This is a genomic window from Staphylococcus sp. FSL W8-0774 (assembly GCF_038006785.1).
GTDB classification, from domain to species: domain Bacteria; phylum Bacillota; class Bacilli; order Staphylococcales; family Staphylococcaceae; genus Staphylococcus; species Staphylococcus pasteuri.
Genome location: NZ_JBBOVW010000001.1, coordinates 533,901 through 556,798, shown reverse-complemented (window position 1 = coordinate 556,798; position 22,898 = coordinate 533,901). Strand labels below are relative to the sequence as shown.

At 30.4% G+C, this 22,898-nt stretch carries 20 protein-coding genes and 1 pseudogene; 4 read left to right on the top strand and 17 right to left on the bottom strand.

Annotation, left to right across the window (positions count from 1 at the left end):
- Positions 1–100: 100 nt before the first annotated feature.
- Positions 101–1,702, bottom strand: a complete 1,602-nt coding sequence (locus tag NSQ15_RS02485; protein ID WP_029055783.1) for an L-lactate permease — start codon at positions 1,700–1,702, stop codon at positions 101–103.
- A gap of 339 nt (positions 1,703–2,041) precedes the next feature.
- On the opposite strand from NSQ15_RS02485, the gene NSQ15_RS02480 reads away from it, so the two are divergent.
- Positions 2,042–3,724 carry a CDP-glycerol glycerophosphotransferase family protein gene (locus NSQ15_RS02480; RefSeq protein WP_154874129.1) on the top strand — a complete coding sequence of 561 codons (1,683 nt, stop codon included), beginning with the start codon at positions 2,042–2,044 and terminating at the stop codon, positions 3,722–3,724.
- A gap of 94 nt (positions 3,725–3,818) precedes the next feature.
- Here NSQ15_RS02480 and NSQ15_RS02475 read toward each other — a convergent pair whose 3' ends face one another.
- The 3 genes from NSQ15_RS02475 to NSQ15_RS02465 form a co-directional block, all read right to left on the bottom strand.
- Positions 3,819–4,580 (bottom strand): hypothetical protein, encoded by a 762-nt coding sequence (locus NSQ15_RS02475; RefSeq protein WP_046467087.1) that lies wholly within the window; start codon positions 4,578–4,580, stop codon positions 3,819–3,821.
- A gap of 220 nt (positions 4,581–4,800) precedes the next feature.
- Positions 4,801–6,963, bottom strand: a complete 2,163-nt coding sequence (locus NSQ15_RS02470) for a bifunctional glycosyltransferase/CDP-glycerol:glycerophosphate glycerophosphotransferase (protein ID WP_117238779.1) — start codon at positions 6,961–6,963, stop codon at positions 4,801–4,803.
- A 152-nt stretch (positions 6,964–7,115) separates the two neighbouring features.
- Positions 7,116–7,631 (bottom strand): GNAT family N-acetyltransferase, encoded by a 516-nt coding sequence (locus tag NSQ15_RS02465; RefSeq protein WP_181299901.1) that lies wholly within the window; start codon positions 7,629–7,631, stop codon positions 7,116–7,118.
- A 238-nt stretch (positions 7,632–7,869) separates the two neighbouring features.
- Here NSQ15_RS02465 and tatA point away from each other — a divergent pair, with 238 nt between their 5' ends.
- Positions 7,870–8,088, top strand: a complete 219-nt coding sequence (gene tatA, locus NSQ15_RS02460) for a twin-arginine translocase TatA/TatE family subunit (protein WP_017636815.1) — start codon at positions 7,870–7,872, stop codon at positions 8,086–8,088.
- Positions 8,072–8,806, top strand: coding sequence for a twin-arginine translocase subunit TatC (tatC, locus tag NSQ15_RS02455; RefSeq protein ID WP_340746906.1), 735 nt, complete (start codon positions 8,072–8,074; stop codon positions 8,804–8,806). Before tatA ends, tatC begins: the two co-directional genes overlap by 17 nt.
- Before the next feature lie 29 nt (positions 8,807–8,835).
- Here tatC and NSQ15_RS02450 read toward each other — a convergent pair whose 3' ends face one another.
- The 3 genes from NSQ15_RS02450 to efeO are packed head-to-tail and all read right to left on the bottom strand — an operon-like array spanning position 8,836 to position 12,603.
- Positions 8,836–10,545: an FTR1 family protein gene (locus NSQ15_RS02450; RefSeq protein ID WP_154874127.1), complete on the bottom strand. Its 1,710-nt coding sequence runs from the start codon at positions 10,543–10,545 to the stop codon at positions 8,836–8,838.
- Positions 10,526–11,752, bottom strand: a complete 1,227-nt coding sequence (efeB, locus tag NSQ15_RS02445) for an iron uptake transporter deferrochelatase/peroxidase subunit (RefSeq protein ID WP_017636818.1) — start codon at positions 11,750–11,752, stop codon at positions 10,526–10,528. The genes NSQ15_RS02450 and efeB overlap by 20 nt, the downstream gene beginning before the upstream one ends.
- Positions 11,749–12,603: an iron uptake system protein EfeO gene (efeO, locus tag NSQ15_RS02440; protein ID WP_046467084.1), complete on the bottom strand. Its 855-nt coding sequence runs from the start codon at positions 12,601–12,603 to the stop codon at positions 11,749–11,751. The genes efeB and efeO overlap by 4 nt, the downstream gene beginning before the upstream one ends.
- A 297-nt stretch (positions 12,604–12,900) precedes the next feature.
- Here efeO and NSQ15_RS02435 point away from each other — a divergent pair, with 297 nt between their 5' ends.
- Positions 12,901–13,896, top strand: a complete 996-nt coding sequence (locus NSQ15_RS02435) for an acrylyl-CoA reductase family protein (RefSeq protein WP_154874124.1) — start codon at positions 12,901–12,903, stop codon at positions 13,894–13,896.
- A 115-nt stretch (positions 13,897–14,011) separates the two neighbouring features.
- On the opposite strand, the gene NSQ15_RS02430 is transcribed toward NSQ15_RS02435, so the two are convergent.
- From NSQ15_RS02430 to NSQ15_RS02385, 10 genes and pseudogenes are all read right to left on the bottom strand, one after another.
- On the bottom strand, positions 14,012–14,413 hold the full coding sequence (locus NSQ15_RS02430; protein ID WP_017636821.1) for a GNAT family N-acetyltransferase: 402 nt from the start codon (positions 14,411–14,413) through the stop codon (positions 14,012–14,014).
- 19 nt (positions 14,414–14,432) lie between these two features.
- Positions 14,433–15,467 carry an NAD(P)/FAD-dependent oxidoreductase gene (locus tag NSQ15_RS02425; protein ID WP_154835265.1) on the bottom strand — a complete coding sequence of 345 codons (1,035 nt, stop codon included), beginning with the start codon at positions 15,465–15,467 and terminating at the stop codon, positions 14,433–14,435.
- Positions 15,468–15,628: 161 nt separating this feature from the next.
- Positions 15,629–16,042: a DUF2871 domain-containing protein gene (locus tag NSQ15_RS02420; protein WP_017636823.1), complete on the bottom strand. Its 414-nt coding sequence runs from the start codon at positions 16,040–16,042 to the stop codon at positions 15,629–15,631.
- A 122-nt stretch (positions 16,043–16,164) separates the two neighbouring features.
- On the bottom strand, positions 16,165–16,752 hold the full coding sequence (locus tag NSQ15_RS02415) for a YcnI family protein (protein ID WP_017636824.1): 588 nt from the start codon (positions 16,750–16,752) through the stop codon (positions 16,165–16,167).
- An 11-nt stretch (positions 16,753–16,763) separates the two neighbouring features.
- Positions 16,764–18,017 (bottom strand): copper resistance CopC/CopD family protein, encoded by a 1,254-nt coding sequence (locus NSQ15_RS02410; RefSeq protein WP_154874122.1) that lies wholly within the window; start codon positions 18,015–18,017, stop codon positions 16,764–16,766.
- A gap of 160 nt (positions 18,018–18,177) precedes the next feature.
- Positions 18,178–19,532, bottom strand: a pseudogene (locus tag NSQ15_RS02405) (MATE family efflux transporter).
- A gap of 95 nt (positions 19,533–19,627) precedes the next feature.
- Entirely contained in the window at positions 19,628–20,047 is a 420-nt protein-coding gene (locus tag NSQ15_RS02400; protein WP_017636827.1) for a MarR family winged helix-turn-helix transcriptional regulator, read from the bottom strand.
- Between the two features lie 213 nt (positions 20,048–20,260).
- Positions 20,261–20,686: a lipocalin-like domain-containing protein gene (locus NSQ15_RS02395; RefSeq protein WP_017636828.1), complete on the bottom strand. Its 426-nt coding sequence runs from the start codon at positions 20,684–20,686 to the stop codon at positions 20,261–20,263.
- A 37-nt stretch (positions 20,687–20,723) separates the two neighbouring features.
- Positions 20,724–21,479: an SDR family NAD(P)-dependent oxidoreductase gene (locus NSQ15_RS02390; RefSeq protein ID WP_154874119.1), complete on the bottom strand. Its 756-nt coding sequence runs from the start codon at positions 21,477–21,479 to the stop codon at positions 20,724–20,726.
- Positions 21,480–21,500: 21 nt separating this feature from the next.
- Complete coding sequence (locus NSQ15_RS02385; RefSeq protein WP_340746905.1) at positions 21,501–22,820, bottom strand: GntP family permease; 1,320 nt, start codon at positions 22,818–22,820, stop codon at positions 21,501–21,503.
- Positions 22,821–22,898: the final 78 nt, after the last annotated feature.

Below are 22,898 nucleotides of genomic sequence, written 5' to 3'. Positions count from 1 at the left end.
TACGTCAAGACACCTTAAAAAGCATATTAATAATATACAAAAAACTGATTTCTCGATATATGAGAAATCAGTTTTTTAAGTTTAACTACTAAATTTAATTTTATAATAATACTGATAAGATGAATGTCCAAATACAGATGAATATTAGTAAGCCAATACTATATCTCAAAGTCATTTTTAGTAATTCAGATTCTTTACCTACTTCTTTAACAGCTGCAGTTGCAATAGCAATAGATTGTGGTGAAATTAATTTAGCTGCAACCCCACCAACTGTATTAGAAGCAACAAGTAATGAACCACTCGTACCAATTTGTTGTGCTACAGATGCTTGGATAGGCGCAAATAATGAGTTGTTATTAACTACTGATCCAGTCATGAACACGCCAATCCAACCTAATATTGGAGAAAGTAATGGGAATACGTTTCCAGCTTTAGCAATACCTTGACCCATTGCACTACTTAATCCACCATAAGTAGTTATTTTAGAAATAGCTAATATGAAGCAAATTGTTAAAATAGGTAACCATAATTCTTTGAAAGTTACACCGAATAAACGTCCCGCATCACCAAAGCCAACTTTTTTAGACATTAATACTGTAATAATAATAGTGATTAAAATCGCAGTACCAGTTTGACCTATAAGATTTAATGATAATGTAATTGGTTTATGTGCAACTTCACTAAATGTTCCCGGTAAATTAAAGTTAAATACTAATCCAGAAAGTTTACCATTAGGTAAGAATAAATTCTTAAATGATGGTGCGCTCCAAATCATAACGATAACTGTTAAGATAACAAATGGGCTCCATGCATAGAAAATTGATTTTGCGCTATGATGTTTAACTGGTTCAGGTTCAACATCTTTTTGTATTCTAAATGTATGTTTCGGTTGGAATTTTCTTGAGAATAAAGCTAAAGCTAACATTGATGCTAATGGAGGAATAATATCTGCTAATTCTGGTCCATTAAATACAGTTAGTAAAGCTTGTAATACAGTATACGTAATAGAAACGACTAATATTGAAGGTAATGTTTCTTTAATTCCTTTAAAACCATCAATTATAAAGATTAATAAAAATGGTATGAAGAAGTTAATAATAACTAAAGTAAATACTGATGTTTGGGATACTCCCATTGCTGTTACACCACCAGGTAAATGAAGTGTATCAACAATCCCCACTGGAATACCAATGGCACCAAATGCACCTGAAGCTGCGTTAGCTACTAAACACAACATAGCAGCTTGTAAAGGTTTAAAGCCCAATTGCGCTAATAATAAAGCACAAATTGCAATCGGAACACCAAATCCTGCTGCCCCTTCTAAAAAGGCATTAAATGAAAAACCTATCAATAATAACTGGATACGTTGGTCTTGAGAAATACTTGTAATACTATCTTGAATCGTAGAAAATTGTCCAGATTCTAATGTGATTTTATATAGTAATACAGCCATCATTACAATATAACCAATTGGAATGATACCTTGGAAGAAACCTTCCACTACCGCACCTGAAGCAATTCCTACAGGTAATTTAAAGAATGGAATTGCAATCAATAAAGTAACGACTAATGTTGTTATAGCAGCATAAATTCCTTTCATTTTGAAAACAGTTAAACATAATAAAAATAAGATAATTGGTACTGCAGCAATAATACTTGATAACACTAAATTATCAAATGGATTGAATGAATTTACTAACATAGTATGACTCTTCCTTTACTTTAAATTTGTTTGTCTCTAGCTAGAGTTATATCAAAATAAAAATATTTATTATCTTTGATTGTGAGTCTTCTTCAAATTGAATTCATTTATAACTTGTGAACTTTTTCACAATTAAAATATATCATCTTATCGTTAAAATTACAACATTGATTTTATAGTTTTGCCCAATTATTTCCCTTTATTTTTTTATTCTTTATTTTTGTCTCAAAAGCTTGTTATGATAACGCTTACATAAATCATTAAACGTCCTCATTATGAATTAATGTGTTACACATGATAAAATAAGAAGAATAAATTTAGCCTAAAGAGGTCAGCGATATGATAAAGCAAATTAATATAACTAGTTTAGAAAACTTAGATATTCAACTTATGAAAGCTTTAGATGAAGGATATACACATTTTGTTCCATACTCTAATGATATAATGCTTCATCAAAAAATGCTTGATGCTGTTGAATTAAAGAGCACTTCAATTATTGTTGATTATACAATAGATAAAACCTATTTAAATGATTGCAGATATTTTGGGTTAGAAACAGTTGATTTTATAGATTGGGTTAAAAATATTAATCACTTTCCTAATGTGATTTATGAAATTAAATCTGCCCTAGTTCATCTTGAAAAATTTAATATTGAGACTATTTTTGATTTAGCTTTAATAACCATTTTAAAAGGCCAACTTGCAGTAGATGGACATGTTGTCTTTGATTTTAAAACACCTATTTATACTAGTAGTCAACTTTGGTCATCTATTGATAAAAATAATATTAGTAAAATAAATCAATTTTATTTAAACAAAATCGCATATGAACATCGTCAAAAAATCCCATTCCCTAGATTTACTTATAATGATCATAGTGAATTAAGATACTCAGATTCTGTATTGTTAAGTACAAAATTCAGATTACCTAAGTGGATGTTCAAACCATTTAAAAATCATTCTTTAAAAAAACATAGAGAATTAAGTTATATCTATGATAAAGATAAGTCATTGCTTAAAGAACATGTTGTCTTTATGGGATTTGATTATGGTTATCGTGGTAATTCTAAATACTTATTTAATTATTTTGTTAAGAGAAATCCAACCATCAATACTTATTTTGTGACAAATGATAGACAAGGGCCACATTTTATATCACCTGAGGATTCTGAAACAAAATCTATGATAGAAACTGCTAAAGTAGTTGTCACGGAAAGTTATATTCCAGATGACATCAAACCAAATGGTACTATTATTCAACTTTGGCATGGTACTCCAATTAAAAAATTATTTTTAGATAGTCATGAACCAAACCAAAACTTAAATATATATAATTATAGAGCTCGTAAATATAACAAGTTAGCTAAACAAGATTACTTAGTATGTGATTCAAAATTTGCTATGGATATGTTCCATACAGCTTTCCCTACTCATGATACTGAAGTGTTACCTATTGGTTATCCACGCGTGCAATATTTACTAAACAAACTAAGTGAGTCATCATTTTATGAACAACTCAAACGCGACTTAAATTGCGACCTAAATAAACCAATATTACTTTATGCTCCAACTTGGTTATCAAATAATGAGTTAGACCCAACATTACCAATCACCGACCAATTATTGGATAAATATAACGTCATATTTAAAGGTCATGTCGAAAGTAGTCAAACCGTAAACTTACCTGATGAAGTGATTATTCCTCAAAAAGGAATAGAAACTCAAGATTTACTACTTATTTCTGATATCGTACTTACAGATTATTCATCTATAGTATTTGATGCACTAACAATTGATAAACGTGTATGCTTATATACACCTTATCATGACCAATACAAAGAAGAGCGAGGTATTTATAATCGTGTGATGAAAAGCTTAGCTAATGTTTGGTATACGGATCCTGATTTATTACTAAATGATTTAGTAACAGATATGATTCCTAAAAACGATAATCCGTATATCAATAAAAATAATCAATCCTTACAATATCTTACGAAGCTAATTCAAAAAGAGTTAAAATAACTAGAAACTAATGTTCTTATAAAGGCGTATCACAAAGTATTTACATTTGATGATACGCCTTTTTTATATCTATATATTTTGAAATAACATACTTTTATTTTCCATAAGCTGGGTCAACAACAACTGGTTCGCCTTGGCTATTTACAGTAACTATAGAATAAACACCATTTTGTTGTGGGTCTTTGAAACTAAATACATATCTATAATTGGCATTCTCACCTTCAATTGCATAATCATTATACGTTTTATTACTACTGCCATATAAATTTGCTTCTTGTCTTGCTAAATCTAAAGCAGTTTGGAAGTTAGGTAATTGTTTTAATGCAGTTGATTGATTAACATTTGATTTTGATAAATTTCTAGCTACTGATGTGGCATTTTCTGATTGATATGGTGCTACGTAACCACTTGTACTTTGTGTTGATTGTGAAGATTGATTTGATGTTTTTTGATTGTTAGTATTACTAGCAGTTTGGTTTGAATTATTATTAGATGTATTCGCGTCATTCATATTATTAGATTGCTGAGTTGAATTGTCAGTACTTTTAGCTTGTTGATTTGAATCATTTCCACTATTATCATCTTGATTCTGACTTGTTGAATCATTACCACTTGTATTGTTTTGGTCATCGTTTTGATCATTATTTTGGTCATCTTTACTTTCCTTAGAATTGCTTTGATCATCTTTATTTGATGTTTTATCTTTTGAATGATCATTTGACTTTTTATCCTTTTGTTCAGTTTTAGATGACTCATCTTTAGAGTTGTCTTTATCTTTGTTGCTATCATCATTCGAACATGCTGTGGCACCTAATAAAAGTGATAATGCCAACAAACTCGTATATAATTTTTTCATCAGTACAACCTCCTAAATAATATTTTTTATTTCCAAAACATCTTCTCACCCTTTTTGTATTTATCTCTCTTTTTAAATATATGAACACACCAATGTCTTGGTCTACAATTAAGCATGTATTTTTCATAAAAAGAAACGAATATAAAAAGGGTATAATATTTAATTACTCATAAATATTATACCCTAAATTTATTAATTTTTCGTGTTATTTTATTAAAGTTTATTCTTCAATATTTTTATGAATTAATTCACCAATATATTGTGATGCTTTACCATCATCTACTGAACAGAATCGATTATAAAAGGCATCAATTTTATCTTGATAATCATGTTGAACTTTATCTAAGTCTTTTAGTTGTTTAGCTAATCCGTATGGTTCAGTAAAAATAGGACCTGGTAAATCTTTTTTATAATCCATATAGAACCCACGTAAGCCTTTATCATACTTGTCTATATCATATGCAAAGAAGAATTGTGGACGTTTTAAAATGCCGTAATCAAACATTACTGATGAGTAATCTGTGATTAGACAATCACTGACTAAGAATAATTCTGAAACATCATTATAATTTGATACATCGATAGCAAAGTTTTCAAATCCAGTTAAATCGATAGCATTTGAAATTAAATAATGCATACGTAATAAAATGACATAGTCTTCTCCTAATTCGTTGTATAGGTTGTCTAAGTCGATTTTTAATTCAAATAGATACTTACCTTTACTTACGAATTCATCATCTCTCCAAGTAGGTGCATACATGATGACTTTTTTATCTTCTGGAATGTTTAAATTCTTTTTGATTTCATTTTTAAATTCTTCGTCGTCTGCTCTATTTACTAAAACATCATTTCTAGGATATCCAATTTCTAAAATTCTTGGTTCATCCATCCAGAACGCACTTTTGAATATTTCTGATGAATATCTATTAGGTGAGATTAAATAATCCCATCTTGACGTTTCACGGTTGAAATTACGTTTATATTTTGGTGTTGTGGTACCTGGCATACGAACTACTTTCATATCATTTGCTAAACGTTTTAATGGTGTACCATGCCATGTTTGGATGTATGTTTGATTTTCTTTTTTATTTAAATATAAAGGCAATCTTGCATTTGAAACCCAGTGACTAGCTTCTGAATAAGCTTGATAAAATGCTTCTGAATTACGCTTAACCACTTCAGCGTCACCTGGGATAACATGGTTATTTGGGTTTTTAAATGACCATACATAACGATAATTTGGATAATACTTTTGCATATATTCATAAATATATTTCGGACTATCGCTATAATTTTTACCACCGAATGATTCAAACACAATCGTTTTAGGTTTTACGTTTTCTTGTTTATCTGTTAATTCATAAACTGAACGATTTTTATTTTTATTACGTAAGACAATATTTTTCACATGTCTTAATGTTTTTCTGAACTGGTTAACTTGGAACGCTTTGTCAGTGTCATCATTCATCAGAAGAATCGTCTCAATTTTATTAATAAGATGTTGATGTTTGATTAAATTAACGTTTAAATAACGTGCTAATTCAACTAATGTTTCTTTGTGTGCAGCATATCTTTTCTTAATATCATGATGTGTTGGATCAAAATCTCTTGCAATTTGTTGTTCCAACTTGTCAATAATGAATGATTTTGTTTCTTTAATTGTGACACGATTCATAGCATCGTAGAACATTTTGACATAATCTTCGAATAAAATATCAAAGTCTTGTTCACTCAATGTTGTACCTTCGAATGGGTCATATACTTCTCCTCGATAGTAGAAAGAGAAATTGGTAATTCTCATGAATTTATTTACATATTTAGAGTATTCGATGACGAAAGACCAATCCGTATATACACTCAAATCTTCGTTGAATTCCAATTGATGTGCTTTTACAATTGCTGTTCTAAAAATAATATTACAAGCTGTTTGCTTTCTTAAAAATGAATTTATATTACTTTTACCAACATAATAATTAACTTTTACTCTATCTAAATCAACAAATTGTGGCTTTTTAAGCGTAAACGAATGTATAGGAGCTATTAAACCATCAGTGAAATTAAATTTTTCCAAATAAAAAGTAATGGCATAAGATGCAAGTTCATCATCTGCATCTAAAAACATGAAATAAGGTGTTTCTACTTCTTTCATTGCAACATTACGAGCATGTGCATGTCCTTGATTCTCTTCTAATTTAATGTAATTGATTTTCTTATCATAATCTTTAAGTGACTCGTTCATTAATCTCTCAGTTTGATCGGTAGAACCATCGTTTACAATGATAACCTCAAAGTCCTGAGTACGTTGTTGCTTAATACTTTCTATACAATTTTGGATATATTCCTCTGAATTGTAATAAGTGACAATAATTGTCAATGAATGCATCTAATACGTCCTTTCCAACGATAAATCTTTTATTTATAACAATATATTTTAAACATAATTTAAAAAATTAACGTCATCATTATATCTGAATTTGAACTAAGATGCGAATATTTCAATACTTTTAATTGATTATAAAAGTCAATTATTTGAAATTATAATTCTTTTTCCATAATAATATCTCTATCAACAACATCACCTGTATAGAATTCATGTTGACCAGTCTGAACAAATCCTCTTGATTTATAAAATTGAATTGCATTTGGATTATGTTCCCACACACCAAGCCATATTTTAGATTTTCCAAATGATTTGGCTTTTTCTACAGCTAAATTAATCAATTCTTTACCTCTTCCTCCACCTTGATGAGTTTGATAGAAGTAAATACGTTGTACTTCTAGGTAATCTTCTCCATGAGGTTCAGTTTGTGCGTTATCAATATTAAATTTCGTATATCCAACAATTTCATTATTTTCTTTAAAAAAGTAATGGAAAGATTCGGGATTGTTTAATTCTGTTTTTAACTTTTCAATATTATATGCGTCCTCAAAAAACTTTTGTAAATTTTCTTCAGTATAATATGGTTTAAATGTTTCATAAAATGTATCAATAGCTATTTTTTGAAGTGCTTTAACATCTTCAATATTAATTTCTTCAATTTGTCTCATTATATGATAATCCCCCTTTAGTAATGCAATTTAACAATACTCTATATTATTTTTCAGAATATTTCATTTATTATATATTATAAACTAGAATAATTGAAGACGATTAAACTATTTTGAGTGAAATGCATTTAATATAACTACGACGATTAAATTACTACAAAAACCAAATTATTTATTGATAATCTTTATCAATAAGTATAAAGTTATAATTAATCAAGTACTATTATAAAGGATGATAAAAATGGAAAACATGTTTGTATTAGGAATCGCTGGACCAACAAGCCTTGTCATTATAAGTATTATTGCATTAATTATTTTTGGACCAACTAAATTACCTCAATTTGGTCGTGCTATTGGATCTACGTTAAAAGAATTTAAATCAGCTGCTGAAAATATAGATGAAGATTCTACAGAAACTCCCAGTAAATCTTCAAAATCACAACGTGAACAATCAAAATAGTGCTACTTTACTAGAGCACTTCACTGAATTAAGACAACGCTTAGTACGCGTACTCATATCATTTATTGTCGCAACTATTATCATTTATATATCGTCTCATTGGTGGATTAAACCTTTTTTACATTATATAAAGCGTTCAGATGTAACATTGCATACATTTTCTTTTACTGAAACGATTCAAATTTATATTATGATTATCTTTTCAGTAGCTGTATGTATCATCGCACCCATCATCTTCTACCAACTTTGGGCATTTATTGCACCAGGTTTACACCACTATGAACGCAAATTTATATATAAATATAGTATTTTTTGCGCTGGATCATTTTTAATTGGTGTTGTATTTGCCTTCTTTATTGGGTTTCCGCTTATTATTAATTTTTCAATTAATTTATCGGATGCTCTTAGTATTGAACCTATTATCGGTTTAAAGGCATACTTAGGTGAATTAATACGATGGTTACTTGTCTTTGGATTTTTATTCCAAATACCCGTGTTATTTATGGGATTAGCTCATTTTGGTTTGATAGATCCTCATCAATTAGGAAAATATCGTAAATATATTTACTTTGCTTGTTTTGTTGTAGCAAGTATTATAGCACCACCAGATTTAGTTCTTAATTTACTATTAACGTTACCTTTAATCATCTTATTTGAATTTAGTATGTTAATTGCTAAAATCACTTACAAAAGGCAAAAAATCTCGAATGAAGTCTAGTTATTATAACTTCACTCGAGATTCTTTTTTTATTTTTTACGTCTTTTTAAGACAAATGCAAGTATAAGTATGATTAAAATCACTTGTGCAATAATTGTTTCTACACTTGGATAAAAACCAATCCAACTAATTGTTGGTAAGCCTTCAATACTATGTTGGGACATATAACCTAGTAATTGTAATTTTTGAATACTTACACCTAACATTTTAAATGTCATAACAAATATTAATATGGATAATACTCTGAAAATAAAGCGTACTGGGATTAATTTAAGAATAAATCTAAATGCAAAAGCAAAGATAACTAGTATTACTATTGCTAGTGCTATACCTAGAATAAAATCTTTTGTAGTGATACTACCTATCATACCCATATAGAATATGATAACTTCAACGCCTTCTCTTAATACTGAGATAAGACCAATAGTACCGAGAAGTATTAAGTTTCCATTGCTCATTGCACTGTTATACATATTTTGAATCATTTCATTCCAACGTTGTGCATTAGATCGACGATGCATCCAAATACCTACAATGTACATTAAGACAACAGCAACAATGCCGAGCACCGCTTCCATACCTTCTCTGACAACGCCATTATTACCTATTGTATAAATAAAGGCAATACCTAGACCAATACTTAAAGCAAGCCCTAATAATCCACCACCAATAACACTTGATGTACCTTTAACATCATTAACTTTACGTGTCATTGTTGTTAACGTCATGATAATTAATAAGACTTCTAGACCTTCTCTTAAGAAAATAATCATTACATCAACAAAAGAATATTCACCTTGACCAACTGTATCTTTAATTTCTGTATTCATTTCTTGTAGACCTTTTTTCACACGATCTTTATTTGAATCATCTAAAATACTTTGGTAATAAGGAATTTTGTCTTCTATTTTAGTGTATAAGCTACTATTTTTAGTTTGAATTTTACCCTCAACGTAAGGCCATATTTTAACAAATCTTGATAATGACGCATCTGCTTTATCTAAATCATTATCATTGATTCCAGCGATAGCTTTATCTAATTCATCATTAAGTTGAGTTACTTTGTATTTATCTGAATCTGTATCAGATTGCTTTTGATCAACAGTATCAATACTATCTTTAAATGTAGACCATGTAGATTTAACTTTATCCACATCTAAAGGTTCTTTTTGCACTGCAACTCGTAATTGCATTAAGTTCACTTCGATTTGGCCATATTTCCCGTCATCATAATTACGAATAACGGTTTCATTACTTGTCCAAATTGTATTCAGTTGATTGTTAAGCGATTGTAACTCTGTTTGATTTTTATCTTTGATTGCTTTTTTCATTGGTGCATCTTTTGCATCAACTGCTTGCTTTAACTCTTTGATTTTTCCTGAAGCATCTTTTGAAGATTGTTTATCTTCATAAGCAATAAGCGCCTTTGTTAACTCAGAAAGTTTATCAGCTTTAGTTTCATCTGATGAAGCATTTTCAACTTCCTTCAACTTACTGTTAACTTTCTTGCCTTCTTTACTATTTTTTATTTTTAAAGATTTGATTTCTTTTTTTACTTCTTTTAGTGCTTTAGATTTATCTGATGCACTTTTATCTTTATCTTCTATTGTTGATTTTGCATCTGTAATAGCAACATATGTTTCGCTCATTGAAGAAGTTTCGGCATAAGCAGGCGCAAACTTAAAGATAGTTAACCCAAGAATGATAATAGTAACAATCTTAATTAAATAGCGATTCACCTAGGTAGCCTCCCTTTTGTACACCTGGTAATACAATAAATGTTGCAGTTCCTCTATGTGTAATATATTCATTCAATTTGTCTTGATGTCCTAGATGATTTTGAATATCAATGAATTGTTGTGGAGACTTTTGGAAACAAATAAATAGTAGACCTGTTTCTAAGTTTCCTGTTTTCTCATTTGTTCCTGCCGTATAGTTATATGCACGTCTTTTTATTGACGTTTTAGCCTCTTTCGCTAAACGCGCATGTGCATCTTTAGGAATAACATATTCCCCTGTACTATCTTTAGCTTTAAGATCCATTTCATCAAATTCTTTTTTACCTGTTAACGGTGCACCAGAAGCTCTTTTTCTACCAAATGTAGCTTCTTGTTCTTCTAGTGCTGTACGATCCCACGTTTCAATATGAATTTGAATTCTACGTATAATGCAATATGTACCATTTTTAGCCCAACCATCATCAATATATACATAATCCTTATATTCATTTGTTTTGCGTGGATTGACTGTACCATCTTTAAATGCCATTAAGTTTCTAGGTGTTTCTTTTCCTTTGACTGATACAAAACCATTTTGAGACCATTTCACTTTGATTAAATCTCTAAATGGACGAATTAAATTATGCACAGCATGAAACGTTACCTGTTCATCATTTGAACATGCTTGAATCATGATATCGCCATCACTGTAATCATCTGTAATTTGGTCATTAGGGAAATGCGGTAAATCTTTATAATCTTTTCTAATTTTATTAGAAAGACCTAATTTTTTTAAAAATGATTTACTTACTCCAAAAGTGATGGTTAATTTACTGGCACCTAATCCAATAGCTTCACCTGTATCAACAGGTGGTAATAATGGATTTTTACTATCCTTTTCTACTGCATCGCCATCTGTCATATTGGCAGCCATCTTAGTCCATTCTTTAAACATATCTTTGATCGCATTTTTATCTTTAGATTTCAGTTCTAAAGATACGAAATTACAAGTTTTCTGAGTTGGTGTAGTAACACCCGCTTGCACTTTACCATAAAACTCGTAAGCATCTTTTTCTTCATCTTCTGGAGTGTCAAACATTGATTTAAATGAAAATACACTTCCTGCACCACTAGCACCTATAACGACACCGGCGCCACCTATACCCATCATTTTTAAAAATGATCGTCTAGTTACAGATGATGACTTTTGATTGTCTAGTTTACTCATTCAGTAACCACGGCCATTTTACTTAGCGGTTCTCCTAATGAATTCACAGCATCTGAAAGTGCTTTTCTATCTTTCTTAGTTACATCATTATATGATTTATAGCCATCGCCATCTTTATATTTATCTAGTAATTCATTTACTTTATCAAAGTTCTTTTGAATATCTGCACTTAATTTTTTATCTTTTTTCTCTAAAGTTGGTTTGAATAACTCATAGATTTTTTGTGCTCCTTCAATATTAGCTTTGAAGTCATATAAGTCTGTGTGTGAATAAATTTCTTCTTCACCAGTAATTTTAGAAGTAGATACTTCGTTTAATAAATCTACTGAACCTTGTAGCATTAATTTAGGTGTAATATCTAAAGTATCTGCTTTGGCGTGTAATTCTTTGGCATCTTTAAGTAATTGTTTAGCATCTTTTTTAGTTGTATCATCAATTTTGTTGTCTTGGTAAAGTTGCTTTTCAATTTTATGATAACCAGTCCATTCGTCCTCTTTCTTTTCTTCTTTCATATCTGCTAAACGCGCATCAATTTTAGGATCTAAATCACCAAAAGCTTCTGCAACTGGTTCAGAACGTTCATAATACATACGTACTTTAGGATATAATTCTTTAGCTTTATCCATATCATTGTTATCAATAGCATCTACAAATTGTTGTGTTCCTTTTAAGAACTCGTCTAATTGTTTGTCTGTGTATTTTTCATATTTTTTAGTAGCCTCTTTTAATTCGGCTTTATTTCCACTATCATTATTGCTCTTATTAGAACTATCTTTACTACTTTCTCCGTTATTTCCACACGCTGCTAAAAGTAATGACGACGTTAATAAAATTATTGGTAATTTTTTCATTATTACACCCCTACATAAATTTTTATTATTAAAAACAACTAGTCGCAATTGATAATCATTATCAAAATAATTATATGTTTCTCCTTTAATTGTGTCAATAACAATTCTTTTCAAAATTTATGAAACACTTTTTTTAACAATTTTATTTCTAAAACTTTATGACAATTCGTCACAATTTATATTAAAATAGTCGTGGCTAATTTTTGTCATTTTAAATTAAGGAAAGTTTTTATCATTTTAATAAGTAGAAGAAAACTTTATAATGAAGGTCATAAATATTGAAGGAGTGAACTTATAGTGTCAGAAAAATTTAAAGCTTATCTCGTAGATAGAGACGATGAAGGAAACGTCTCTTCAGATTTTAAGCAACTTACAGTAGATGATTTACCTGAAGGTGATGTACTGATTAAAGTACATTATTCAAGTATTAACTATAAAGATGCATTAGCTACTCAAAATAACAATGCAATTGTAAAACAATACCCAATGGTACCGGGTATCGATCTATCTGGTGAAATTGTTGAATCAAATGCACCAGGCCATTATGTAGGTGATAAAGTTATAGTAACTAGTTATGATTTAGGCGTAAGTCATTTTGGAGGATATAGTGAGTATGTTCAAGTTAAAAGCGAGTGGATTATTGATTTACCAGAGGATTTAACTTTAGAAGAAGCAATGATCTATGGAACAGCAGGCTATACTGCAGGATTAGCCATCGAACGTCTAGAAAATGATGGAATGACTATTGAAAAAGATAGTGTACTTGTCAGAGGTGCTTCTGGTGGTGTAGGTATGTTATCTGTTTTAATGTTAAATAAATTAGGTTATGACGTAGTTGCTAGTACTGGACGTAAAGATGTAGATGATAAATTAAAAGCGATTGGTGCTAAAGAAGTTATCGATCGTTTACCTGAATATGATCATAAGCCTTTAGCATCTAGAACATGGCAAGCAGCCATCGATCCTGTAGGTGGTGACAGTTTATCTAATATTGTAAATAGACTCGATAATAATGGTAGTGTAGCAGTAATCGGCATGACTGGCGGTACTAAATTTGAAAGTTCTGTCTTTCCGCTTATTTTAAGAGGCATAAGTGTACTAGGTATTGATTCGGTATTCACTCCTATCAAATTGCGTAAATTAGTTTGGCGTCGTCTAGCCAAAGATTTAAAACCAAAACAACTGCATGATATTAAAGATGTCATTTCATTTAAAGATTTACCAAAAGGTATCGAACGTGTGATGAATCATCAACACATGGGTCGTATCATCATTGACTTTGGTGTTAAATAAATCTTAAAAATAAAATAAAGACGTGCTCGTTCAATATAATGTAAACTCAAAAATTTAGATTAAAAGTTCTAATTTTTGAAGTTCATTACAATGATGAGTACGTCTTTTTATTATCCTAAAATAGGATATACATACCTGTTGAATGGGGTTCAGTAGACTGGAACCCAAATTTTTCATATAGTTTATCAGCTGGATAATCGGCCATTAAGCTTACATATGTACCTGTTACAGCATTTTCTTCCACATATTTCATAATATGTTCCATAATTGTACGGCCATAACCTTGTCCTTGATAATCAGGATGTAGTGCTACATCGACAACTTGAAGTGTAGTACCACCATCACCGGTAACTCTTCCCATCCCTATCAAAGTTTTATCATCATACAATGTGACATTGAAACATCCATTCGGCAATCCTTTTTGTGCCGCTTCTACCGACTTAGCACTCATTCCTGCATCTACTCTTAATTTCAAATAATCATCTACAGATGGTGCTTCATATTTAATGTTTATCATTTTGTTCCCCCGTTTTATATTAATATAGATATTGATTCATAATTTCTTTGTTTGATTCTTTAAATATTTCATTATGACTTGAAACATATCCTTCTGCAGCAGCATCAGGTTGGATATAAGTTTTAGCAAGGTTAGCAGCATTACCTGCGTCACTAAACGCACTTGCAATCAAATGAACCTTAGCTTCATGATGAACAATATCGCCACAAGCGTAGATGCCAGGAATATTAGTCGTTGTATTTCCAAATCCTTTTACTCGATATTCATCATACAACTCAAATTGAGACGTACAATCTTTTAATAATGGATTTTCATGATCGAATCCATGACTTATAATAACATCATCAAATGAATGAGTCGAAGTTAAACCGGTTTGTAAGTTAGTTAATTTAACTTGATGAATATAATTGTCTTCGTCGTTACCAATCAGTTCACTAATTTGTGTATAAGGTATCAACTGAACGCCTAAATCTTCAAGCACCTTAGTCATCGCTTCATAACCAGTTATCTCTGGTTTTCTAAAAACTACGGTCACACTTTCAGCTATTTTAGCAATATCTCTCGCCCAATCTAATGCTGTGTTACCCCCTCCAGAAATAAGCACATGTTTGTCTTTAAATCTAGAGAATGATTGTACAACATAATGTAAGTTTGTAAGTTGATAACGCTCAGCACCTTTAATTTTCAGTGGTTTGGGATTAATAATACCTCCACCAATAGCAAAAATTACAGCTTTTGAATGATATACTTGTCCTTCTTCAGTTTCTATTTCAAAATGTCTTTCGTCTATTTTTCTTATATCAATAACACGTTCATTTAAATTCACTTTGGGATTAAAATGTAGGCCTTGCTGAATCATATCTTTAATGACTTCATGACACGGCTTAGGTGCTACGCCACCAATATCCCAAATTATTTTCTCTGGATACACTTGCATCTTACCACCAAGCTTATCTTGAACATCAATAATTCTCACAGACATACCTCTAAGCCCGGAATAAAAGCTAGCAAATAAACCTGCTGGACCGCCACCTATAATTGTAACGTCTTCCATTTAGTTTCCCCCTATTTAAACACTGTAAATAACATTTATATCATTTCTAAATGAAAATAATTATCATTCAATACTTTTACATTATACTATAAGGTATTTTACATATGAAGCAAATCATTTTATAAAAAAACTCGTGAGTCACTACCACTCACGAGCTGAAATTAATCTTTAGGTTCTTTAATGATTGCTTGTCTTAATAAGAAAAATAGTATTAATAATGCTGCTAACATAGCAGTATGACCCATTCCTGCAAATCCAGGGAATGAAGCCGGTACTGTTTTTCCTAATACTTGATAAGTACCTTTAACTGTCATCATACCAACTGTTACTAATACACCGATATGATATATAACAAAGAACCAATTAAATAAATAATAACTACTTAATTTAAATGACTTTTCTAATGATAATAGTAATAAAAACATAAACATACCTAAAATCAATGTATGTGTATGTACTAATGATAATTGTGTATCACCCGTAAAATGATGTGCTTTAGTTAGTTCTCTATAATAAAACCCACTAAATAATCCAATAATCATGTAAAAAAGAAATGAGTATAATAATCTTCGCATGATTCTTCCTCCCTCACGATTATATTATAAAACATATTCATTATTATGAAAGTGACAAAACAACAAATATTTAAGTTATAAAAGAGGACGCGACCTATCAAAATCGCATCCTCTATGTTTAATTATTTTTTTGATTTTTTGAAAATAGCTACTAGAGAAAGTAAAATTGCTACAATTGATACAACCCATAACGCGATAGAACTACCACTTGTTGATGATTCATCACTTTGTGAACCAGTTGGGTTAGCCCCTTTTTTCACTGTTGTAATTGGTGCTGGGTGTTCACTATCTTCTTTACCGTCCCATTTAACAACATCGCCATTGTCATACGTTTGAACAGCTTTCCATTTAAAGCTACCTTCTTTATCTGGATTAGCTGCAACAATTGGGAATTCTATAAATTCATTAGGACCGATACCCTTACCAGTCGCTTTCCAAGTTACTTTAGTAATGTTACCTTTTTTATCTTTTTCAAATGAATGCTTAAATCCTTCAACTGGTGCTACATTCTCAAGATTAACGCCTTTTGGTACAGTTAATTCAACTTTTACCGTATTGTCATTTTGTTCAACTGGCACTCTCACATCATATTTATCATAAGATTCTGGTTCGCTTTCATTTGGATTTAAAGTTACATGTGCATCTGCAACCTTAAAAATTCCTAACGTAAAAAATAAAATAAAACTCATTGAAATTAATTTTTTTAACATAATTCGGCTCCTTAACCTGGTATATTGATTTGACTCATCATCACACCTACGAATATAAGTATGATTCCTATAATTAATTCTATTATTAACGTCACTTTATTAACTTGTTGACGTTTACCTAAAGCTTTCGTGGTTTGATATAAACCTAAAGCCATTATTATTAATGTACCAATGACTTTTACAAGTATTAGTATTGTCCATGTTTGCATGTTGGACCAAATTGCTAAAATATTCGTTTCATCAATAGCCATTAACACACCTGAAATAATTATCATTGCAACAGCAATAGTATTCACCTTAAATAGCATTGAACGTATATTTTTTAACCGCTCAGATGAATTGTTATTCACTATATACCAAACAAGATATGCAAGTGCACCTAACCATAATGTCATACCTGCAATATGTACCGTTCTAATTGCGATAGACCAAATTGGAATTGATTGAGACCATGCATGACCAGACATACTTATTGTTAGTATCATTACTATTGAAACTAGCCAATACCAAATTCGATCCATATTTCTAATTATAATCAATGCATATAATACTATCATTGCAATTGAACTTAAAATAAATGGAAATTGCATTAAAACATCAATTTTAAGTGATAATATAGCATCTACAACATCTGAGGTTAATGTCATCATGTATAACAATAATGCCATTATATACGCCATTATCATCATAAATGAAATACTCATTTGTTTAGGAAATAATTCAAATGAATGTAATTGCCGACGTTTAGCAATACCGTTTAACCAAAACAGACCTACTAAAATAATGGTTGTTCCTTCAGCAATATATCTTATTACTCCAAACCAAAAACTTGGTTCTGCATAAAAAGCGCTAGATGTATCTATATCTTTGGCAGTTACTTTACCTACCGAAAATTCAAATTGATCTCCTACTTCATGCCCGTCAGCTGAGATGGCTTGCCATTTAAAAGTATGCGTACCTTTACCAACTTTATCTGGTGAAAAAGTTAAAGTTTTTGCCCAGCCAGATGTTGATGGCTTAACTTTACCTAATTCTTTACCTTCATCATTATATAAAGTGATATTGGAATACTTCGAATTTACTGGTTCATTAAATTCTAATTCAATTTCTTCAGGCATTTGTTTCACAACGCCATCTTGCTTAGGATTCGTCTTTTCTAATGTTGCATGAGCTGAAGCTTGATTCATCATGGAAGGCAACAAAGAAAGAAAAAACATCACCATTACGGCAATAATAATCTTAGGGTACTTATTAATATGTACCATCGAACCCCCTTTATCTAAAATAACTCGTAAATTATTCCATATTACATCATAACGATTACTACTTTAATTCACAATAATATTGAAAATTGTTCATTATTTAGTCACAAAAGAAAAAGGGCAACCATCGTTTTAATAATAATGATTGTCCCTTTATTTACAATTATTCTTCTAATAAAGCTTCTTTATCAACTGTTAATTTATTTCTTAATAAGTAAACGATTAACATCGCTGCTAAAGCACATAATGTTTCTGCAATTAATAGTGACCATACTACCCCTGTTAAACCAAACAAACTATTCATGACAAATAATACTGGAATGATTACTGTACCTTGTAAAATAGCCATAATTGTTACAAGCGACCTTGTCCAGTCGCTTGTAACATACCAGTGAATAAGAAACCAATACCATTTAATAATAAAGATGTCATTGTCACTTGTAACATGAATGTAGCAAGATCAACAATGTGTGGATCTGTACTAAATAATTGAATGATTTGGTGACCAAACACAAATACTATAATCATACTTACTGCAAAAATCGCAAAGATAGAAATGATAACAGCTTTAACCGTATCTTTCATTCTTGATTTATTAGCAACAAAATTATAAGCAATCAAAGGTACAACGCCTTCACTTAATCCCATAATAATTAGTTCTGGAAATTGTACTAATCTAAATTGAATACCATAACTGGCAATAGCATAGTTACCATAATTAGCTAAAAACAAATTCAATACTAATCCAGTTACACCCATAAGTACAACCATTAAGAAAGCTGGAATACCAATTTTGAAAATTTCTGCCATCATTTCTTTATTTGGTTTAGCAAATTTAACATTTACAGAAAGTGATTCAATTTTTTTCATAAAATAAAGAATAAAGAATATTGCAGCTACTAAGTTTGAAATTGCAGTACCTAAAGCAGCACCAACTACATTTAAATCAAAACCGAAAATAAAAATCGGATCTAAAATCATATTTAATACAACACTTGCTAACATTCCTACCATAGAAACTATTGGTGCTCCCACTGCACGTGCAAATTGTTCTAAAATAAAGAATAAAATAACAAATGGGGAACTTAAGAACATAATTCTTAAATAATCACTTGTAAATTTGATTGTTTCACCATGTGCTCCTAAAACTTGTGCAATTTGATCAGTAAACGGTAATGTCACTAATGCAATAATGACGCCAAGTAATAATCCTCCATACATTGAAAAGCTACTAACGTATTTACTTTTACTGTAATCTTTGGCTCCTAATAATCGTGAAATATAAGTTCCACCCCCTACACCAAATAGATTACCGAATCCCATTAATGCAGCAAATATTGGTAATGTTAGTGATATTGCTGAAATCATATGGCTATCATCTAAAAATCCTATGAAATATACATTTAAAATCCCATAAATTACACTTAATAAACTTCCTATCATCATTGGTAATGAGAAATGCATCATTGCTTTAAATACTGGTGCTTTTTCAAAAAAATACAATTGTTCGTCTTTCATTATTCTTACTCCCTTTTAATTAGATGGCTAACAGTTAGATTTCTAACTATATATCGAAAAATATAGTGGCTATTACTCTAAATAATAACCACACATTATTTCAAGTTTTTCATCATTTGTTCTATAATTTCTTTAAATTTCAGTTGATCTTCATCTGAGATATTTAATAGTAATCTTTCTTCAATTTCATCAAATACTTTAGTAAAAGATTCTACTAGTTCTAGACCTTCGTCCGTTAATTTCAAAATTTTACTACGTGTATCTTCTGGATTAACTTTCCTAAAAACTAAATGATTTGCTTCTAGATTTTTTATTATACTGCTGACCGTTGAACCTTTTCTACCAAAGAATTCCATTAATTCTTTTTGCGATATACCTTTTTCTTGATAACGATATATATATCCTAATGTATGACTTTGTTCTTGTGTAATTCCAAAATCATCTAATCGTCGATCTGCATAATTCTTCATCTCATGCGCTAAGCTTCTTAATAGAAATTGATATGTCACTTCCATCGCTTCACCTCATTTAGTTAGATATCTAATGAATATATTAACACGGTTTTCAAGAATTACAACCGATATATTAAAGTTCTAATTTTCTGATTATTTATCGTTTATTTTAAAATATAAAGAAGGTAATCTCTATATCATTTGTAATAGAAATTACCTTCTTTATTAGTCTGATAACATAATGTCTTAGACCTTTTAAAAAATTACAATATTTAATTAGTGATTAACACGTTTCCAAACTAATTTTTGGTTTGGCACATTACCATTAACAATGCTTAAAGTGTCACCTTCAAGTTCGAATAAACGTGGTTGTGTATCGCCTAACCAAGTTGGGTTCATACTTACTTCCATAGTGTGATAAACTGTTGAATTTTCTTCATCTAATTCATATTTACCTGAGTAAGCAACATAACCATGTGCAGCTTCTGCCATTTCATCTTTTGTACCAGTGTGTAAGTCACCAGAAGCATAAGCAGATCTACCTTGTTGCATTAATTGAGCTGACATATAACCATCTGGATTATACATAATAAAACCAGTTGCGTCTTTACCTAAAGGATAGAAGATATTACCATTTTCATCTTCATCTTGATAATTAACTAATGCCCATGTTCCAATTAATTGTTCTTTTAAATTACTCATATTTATTCCTTCTTTCTATAGATTTTGAAATAATGAATTATGCGTTAGAGCCACCAGATACACTAATAGTTTCACCAGTAATAGCTGAAGCACCATCAGAAGCTAAGAATAGAACAGTATCAGCAATTTCATGTGGTTCTAATAAACGATTCATTGGCATTTTACCAGTGATATATTTTTCCATAGCTTCTTGTTCTGTTGAATTATCTTGTTCTGCTAAGTTAGCAAGTTGATTTTCAATTAATTTAGTACGAACTGGTCCTGGTAAAACTGCATTTGATGTAATACCAAATTTAACAGTTTCTAGCGCTACAGTTTTAGCAAATCCGATTTGAGCAAATTTTGAAGCTACATATGCAGATTTAAATGGGTCAGCCATTTCATCATGTGCTGAAGAAATAGTGATGATACGTCCTTTTTCTTGTTGTTTCATACTTGGGATTGTATGTTTTGTCATTAAGAATGTACCTGTTTGAATAACACCTAATACTTGGTTCCATTTTTCTAATGGGAAGTCTTCAACTTTAGAAATAAATTGGATACCTGCATTATTAACTAATACATCAATTTCACCATATTTACTTCTAATGTCAGCGATAGCTGATTTAATAACTTCTTCATCTGTTACGTCAACTTGATAAGCCACGCCATTTTCTAATGAGTCTGCTGCTTTTTCAGCTGCATCTTTACTCATATCAAAGATAAATACACGATCGCCTTGTTTATCAAATCCTTGTGCGATTGCGTAGCCAATTCCTTGTCCTGAACCTGTTACAATTACGTTTCTAGTCATATTAAATTCCTCCTAAAATGTTTATATAAATGCGGATGCGATGATTACAACAATAAGCGCTAATAAATTGGCACCCGTATTAGTAATAAATAAATATTTAAAGCCATTTTTGTGATTTAAACCTGTCAATGCGAATAGTGTTAATACAACACCAGTATGTGGCATAACAGTAAATACAGATGAAGACATTACTGCAACTCTGTGAATTGTATCTGGGTCAATACCCATATCAACATACTGTTTACCAAATGCTTGCATGACAATACCTAGTGAACCTGAAGCAGAACCTGTTATAATACCGAATAACGCAGAAGCTACAGATAAACTTATTAATGGATTTCCTGGTATATTTAATATTAAAGATTTAATACTTGAAAATCCTGGTGCTAAAGTAACTACTGTACCAAATGCAATTGCAGAAGCAGTTAAGAACATTGGTGTTACTGAACTACCAGCACCTTCGTTAATAACTTCTCTATGGATATTGATGTGTTTATGGAATAAAATGGCAGATAAAATAATTGAAATAGCTAAACTAATAAGAATAACGTTATCAATTTTTAATATACTACCAATAATATTGATAATAATTAACATAACGATAGGTAAAATACTTAGATAAAAATTAGGTGTAGATTTTTCTTCATTTTCTAAATCTAAATTACTCGTATTAAAATCATCAAAAGTTTCACCTTTTGCAAGACTTTTATTTAATGCATGTTTCATGTACCATAAACCAAATACTATGGCAACGATTGTTCCAATGATTCCTAATAAAGGTGCTGCTGTTAATGTTGTACCCAAATATTTAGTTGGTACAACATTTTGTACTGAAGGTGTACCTGGTAACATTGTCATAGTAAATGTTCCTAAACCTAACATGATAGGAATACAAATCAAATTCCATGCAATATTCAATTGTTTGAATAAAGGTTTTGCTAAAGGCACGATAACGAAGACAACCACGAATAAGCTAATGCCTCCGTATGTTAAAATTGCAGTGATTAAAAATATAGAAACTAATATAGAATATGGATTGCTAGTACCAATTTTACTAATTATTTTAGAGGCGATAGAATGTGCTGCACCACTTTGATCCATGTATTTTGCAAGTAATGAACCAAGTAAGAACACGCCAAAGAAACTAATAATAAATTGAGCCAATCCAGTAATATATGATTCTTTAGTTCCAATTAAGGAATTAAAGAAAGGTAAACCGTTTGTTAAAATAACAATAATTGAAGCAATTGGACCTACTATTAAAATAGAATATCCATTCATTGAGAAATAGATAATGAATAATATCCCGATAATAATACCAATTGTATCGATGATTTCCATATTGGCCCTCCCTTAAAGTAGAATTTCAAGTTTAATTTTTGTCTATTTGATGACAATTAATATTATCAACCCAAAATT

Coding starts and splice junctions, on each gene's coding strand:
- NSQ15_RS02415 (WP_017636824.1), bottom strand. CDS start 16,752: ATGTTAAAAAAATTAATTTCAATGAGTTTTATTTTATTTTTTACGTTA.
- NSQ15_RS02410 (WP_154874122.1), bottom strand. CDS start 18,017: ATGGTACATATTAATAAGTACCCTAAGATTATTATTGCCGTAATGGTG.
- NSQ15_RS02395 (WP_017636828.1), bottom strand. CDS start 20,686: ATGAGTAATTTAAAAGAACAATTAATTGGAACATGGGCATTAGTTAAT.
- efeO (WP_046467084.1), bottom strand. CDS start 12,603: ATGAAAAAATTACCAATAATTTTATTAACGTCGTCATTACTTTTAGCA.
- NSQ15_RS02420 (WP_017636823.1), bottom strand. CDS start 16,042: ATGCGAAGATTATTATACTCATTTCTTTTTTACATGATTATTGGATTA.
- NSQ15_RS02480 (WP_154874129.1), top strand. CDS start 2,042: ATGATAAAGCAAATTAATATAACTAGTTTAGAAAACTTAGATATTCAA.
- NSQ15_RS02485 (WP_029055783.1), bottom strand. CDS start 1,702: ATGTTAGTAAATTCATTCAATCCATTTGATAATTTAGTGTTATCAAGT.
- NSQ15_RS02430 (WP_017636821.1), bottom strand. CDS start 14,413: ATGATAAACATTAAATATGAAGCACCATCTGTAGATGATTATTTGAAA.
- NSQ15_RS02425 (WP_154835265.1), bottom strand. CDS start 15,467: ATGGAAGACGTTACAATTATAGGTGGCGGTCCAGCAGGTTTATTTGCT.
- NSQ15_RS02385 (WP_340746905.1), bottom strand. CDS start 22,820: ATGGAAATCATCGATACAATTGGTATTATTATCGGGATATTATTCATT.
- NSQ15_RS02390 (WP_154874119.1), bottom strand. CDS start 21,479: ATGACTAGAAACGTAATTGTAACAGGTTCAGGACAAGGAATTGGCTAC.
- NSQ15_RS02475 (WP_046467087.1), bottom strand. CDS start 4,580: ATGAAAAAATTATATACGAGTTTGTTGGCATTATCACTTTTATTAGGT.
- NSQ15_RS02470 (WP_117238779.1), bottom strand. CDS start 6,963: ATGCATTCATTGACAATTATTGTCACTTATTACAATTCAGAGGAATAT.
- NSQ15_RS02400 (WP_017636827.1), bottom strand. CDS start 20,047: ATGGAAGTGACATATCAATTTCTATTAAGAAGCTTAGCGCATGAGATG.
- tatA (WP_017636815.1), top strand. CDS start 7,870: ATGGAAAACATGTTTGTATTAGGAATCGCTGGACCAACAAGCCTTGTC.
- efeB (WP_017636818.1), bottom strand. CDS start 11,752: ATGAGTAAACTAGACAATCAAAAGTCATCATCTGTAACTAGACGATCA.